Source organism: Frankia sp. CoWAU3 (assembly GCF_977971855.1).
This window is the reverse complement of the sequence record NZ_CDWWXB010000010.1, coordinates 1-1,714: the sequence shown is the minus strand read 5'-3', so window position 1 is coordinate 1,714 and position 1,714 is coordinate 1. Positions and strand designations below refer to the sequence as shown.

General features: G+C 70.4%; 3 protein-coding genes. All 3 read right to left on the bottom strand.

The genetic code is table 11. The features are described from left to right. Nucleotides 1-68 precede the first annotated feature (68 nt). A complete protein-coding gene (locus AC08ON_RS02270; RefSeq protein WP_476606203.1) occupies nucleotides 69-455 on the bottom strand; it encodes an OB-fold nucleic acid binding domain-containing protein in 387 nt (128 codons plus the stop codon). A gap of 160 nt (nucleotides 456-615) precedes the next feature. Further along, nucleotides 616-1,320: a DUF3710 domain-containing protein gene (locus AC08ON_RS02265; RefSeq protein ID WP_476606202.1), complete on the bottom strand. Its 705-nt coding sequence runs from the start codon at nucleotides 1,318-1,320 to the stop codon at nucleotides 616-618. Beyond that, nucleotides 1,301-1,714 (bottom strand): dUTP diphosphatase (gene dut, locus AC08ON_RS02260; protein ID WP_476616369.1); only part of this gene is annotated, 414 nt, incomplete at its 5' end. The genes dut and AC08ON_RS02265, both read right to left, overlap by 20 nt.

Here is a 1,714-nt window from a genome sequence, read left to right as displayed (position 1 = left end):
ACGTGTCGGGAGATGGCGTACGTGGCATGTCTGGTTGGGATCCCGTCGGGTTGGGCGGACCCGCCGACCTAGGCGCTCGCCGACGGAACGGGGAGTAGTTCGTAACGCGGGTTGAAGATGATCGGACGGTTCTCCTGCACGGTAACGCGCCCGGAGGCCTTGACCGACGCGCCAGCCCGCAGGCCCGGGATGTCCCGGCGGCCGAGGAAGACCAACGTGACGGTGCCGCTACCGTCGTAGATGTCGGCCTCCAGGGCCGGTGCACCCGACCGCGCACGTACCGTCACGGCCTGGATGGTACCCGCGACGCAGATCTCGTCCCGGTCACGACAGCCGCTCATCGGGGCGGCACCCGCCGCCGCCGAGGCCGCCTGGAGGTCCTCGGCGTCGAGCTCGCTCGTCCCTGCTGTCAGTCTGTGGAGCTTGCGCCCCAACCAGCCGCGTGACTCGCCCACGGCTCCTCCGATCCGGCTCGCCGGCGACTCGGCGCAGGCAACTGCGGCTCGAGCACGTCCAACACGTTCAACACGTCTCATGCAACGCATGACCGGTGCTCAATGTGCCCGCCCCGCATGGCGCCTTCGGCGCCATGCGGGGACCCCGGGCACAGGGCGGTCAGCGGATCTCGGCTATACGCGCACCGCGCACGGGCATCTCGGGCCGTCCGCTGGTCGCCGAGGCGACCGGTCCGCCGGAAGCATCGGGGTGATCGGTGATCTCTTTGGGCAGCCTCAGGGGCAACGGATCCCGCACCGGCATCGCGCCGTCACCACGAGAAATGATCAGATTGCGCAACGCGGCGTCCAGGAGGGGGCCTGCCGCCGGATCCTGCCCGGCCGCGCCGGTCACCACCGCCCGCAGAAACCAGCGCGGACCGTCCACACCGATCATCCGGCCCGGCACGGTCTCGCCCGGACGCCCGGTCGGCAAGCTCATCCGCAGTTCGGGGCCGTAGCGACCGTCCGCCTCCGACCCACCGCCCCCCTGAATGGTCTCCAGGATCTCGGCCCGCACCTCGTCCCACAGGCCCCGGCTCTTCGGCGCCGCGAAGACGGAGAGCTCCATCGCGCTGCGCCCGTCGGTCACCAGCACCGTCAGCGGCTTGCCGGTCGACTCCTCGACCTGGAACTGCACCTGCATGCCGTCGAGCGCCGGAATCCGCAACGACCCGAGATCGAGGCGATGCACGTCGTCATCGGGTGCCTGCGCGATGTCGTAGGGACCATCGGGCTCCGACGAGCCCCGCGAGGTGACCTTCTCGGGGACGTCCATCTCGGAGGCCCCGCGACGGTCGAACTCCCTACGCCCTCGTCCGAACACCGGTGGTCTCCTTTCCTGCCCCCCCGGCGGACCCGAAACCCCCCGTGGAGCCGAACCCGCCGCTTCCGCGCGCCGAGGCCGGCAGCTCATCGACCTCCCGGAACACAGCGTGCTCCACGCGCTGCACGACCAGCTGGGCGATCCGGTCGCCCCGATGCAGGATGATCGTGTCAGATCGGTCGGTATTGATCAGAACGACTTTGATTTCTCCACGGTAACCGGCGTCCACCGTTCCCGGGGCGTTGACCACGGACAGGCCGTGCCGCGCGGCCAGGCCACTGCGCGGGTGGACGAACGCCGCGTACCCGGCCGGCAGGGCAATGCTCAGACCGGTTCCGACCGTCGCCCGCTCCCCCGGGCCGAGCGTCACATCCTGGGCCGTCACCAGGTCCGC